This is a genomic window from Streptococcus sp. A34 (genome assembly GCF_043674115.1).
GTDB classification, from domain to species: Bacteria; Bacillota; Bacilli; order Lactobacillales; family Streptococcaceae; genus Streptococcus; species Streptococcus suis_V.
Window position 1 is genome coordinate 1 of record NZ_JBIMJM010000068.1, and the last position, 1,517, is coordinate 1,517.

A 1,517-nucleotide genomic window follows, 5' to 3' on the forward strand; every position below is an offset into this window, starting at 1 on the left:
TGAGTGGTGGTACTCTTATCATATCAAGGAATCTTCTTTTTGACTTCTATAAGTCTCACATCAATTGTAACGCTACAACCTCTGCAGATCAAATGGATTTGAGCAAGTTGACAAGTACTGCTCAATACTACCAAATCACCTTCAAGGAAAATGCAGCGGCAGAAGAATTGTCATTTGCCCGTATTGGTTTAGGTGCCGTAGGTTCAACTAGACAACTCCGTATCGAGTATAACGTTAAGGGAGATGGTACAGAAACAAATGACCAGGCTGACGGTACTGATCGTACAACAACTTATAAGGGGACATCTATTCCTATCACCCTTCAAAACCAACCAAACATTGTAACGGAAACAACTCACTGGTACCGTCCAGTTATCCAAGAAGCGATCATCCGCTACCAAGTTGAAGGAGCGACAGACTTCTTAGAAGATTCAGGTACTTTAACAGGTAACCCAGGTACAGACATCACTTACTCAACAGAAGATACCATTAACAAGTATAGGAAATTGGGTTATGAGCTTGTATCTGACAACTTCACAACAGCCGCTGGTCAAGACTACGATTACGATACAGCTGTTAAGCAAGAATTCCTTGTTGTGATTAAGCCACGTGTCGTTGACGTTCCTAAGACTGCTGTACCAGGTGAACCAGTCGATCCAACAGATCCAAACTCACCAGTATGGCCAGCAACTGTCCAAAACTTGGAAACAACTCAAGAAGTAACTCGTACAGTTGAATACAAGTATGAAGATGGTACACCAGTTCGTGTAGATGCATCCGGCAACATTTTGCCAAAAGACTCTACAGAAGGTACACCACTTGTTAAGACTGAAACAGTAACCTTCACTCGTCCAGCTCAAGTAAACCTTGTAACTGGTGAAGTGACTTACGGTGACTGGGCAGCAGATACAACGGACACACTTAGCGGAAACCAAATTCCAGCTATCACAGACTACACAGCAACTCGTACAACCCTTGAGGGTGTAGATGCGCCAATGTCTGAAACAGTTATTCCTAAGACAGTAGCTGCGACAGATGCGGACATCAACGAAGTTGTTTACTACACTCCAAATCCTAAGTACGGAGATGTTGTCGTTAACTATGTAAACACAGACGGCAAAGTCATCGCAACTCCTGTTGTAGACACAAATGATGCTCTTGTAGGTACTGACTACTCAACAAAAGACCAAGTTCCAGAGAAAATCGTTGAAGATGCTACTGGCGATGTTTACTACTATAAAGAAATCAAACCTGAAGATGCAGCCAAAGAAACTGGCACAGTCGTAGAAGGTACTACAGAAGTAACCTACGTTTACGAAAAAGCTGGTAATGTTGTGGTTAACTATACACTTGCAGACGGTACAGTCATCAAAGACCCAGTTAACGATGAAACAAATCAAAAACCAGGTACTGAGTACAACACAACTGATAACAAACCAGCTGAGATTGTTACAGAAGATGGTTCACGTTATGTCTTGATCCCATCTAAGACAATTGGTTCTGAAACAGGTACAGTT

At 42.3% G+C, this 1,517-nt stretch carries 1 protein-coding gene; it reads left to right on the forward strand.

The window, feature by feature from the left end; all coding sequences use genetic code 11:
* Positions 1 to 98 precede the first annotated feature (98 nt).
* Positions 99 to 1,517, forward strand: a 1,419-nt coding sequence (locus ACHBGV_RS10230; RefSeq protein WP_394736275.1) for a MucBP domain-containing protein, incomplete at its 3' end; no start/stop codon positions are given.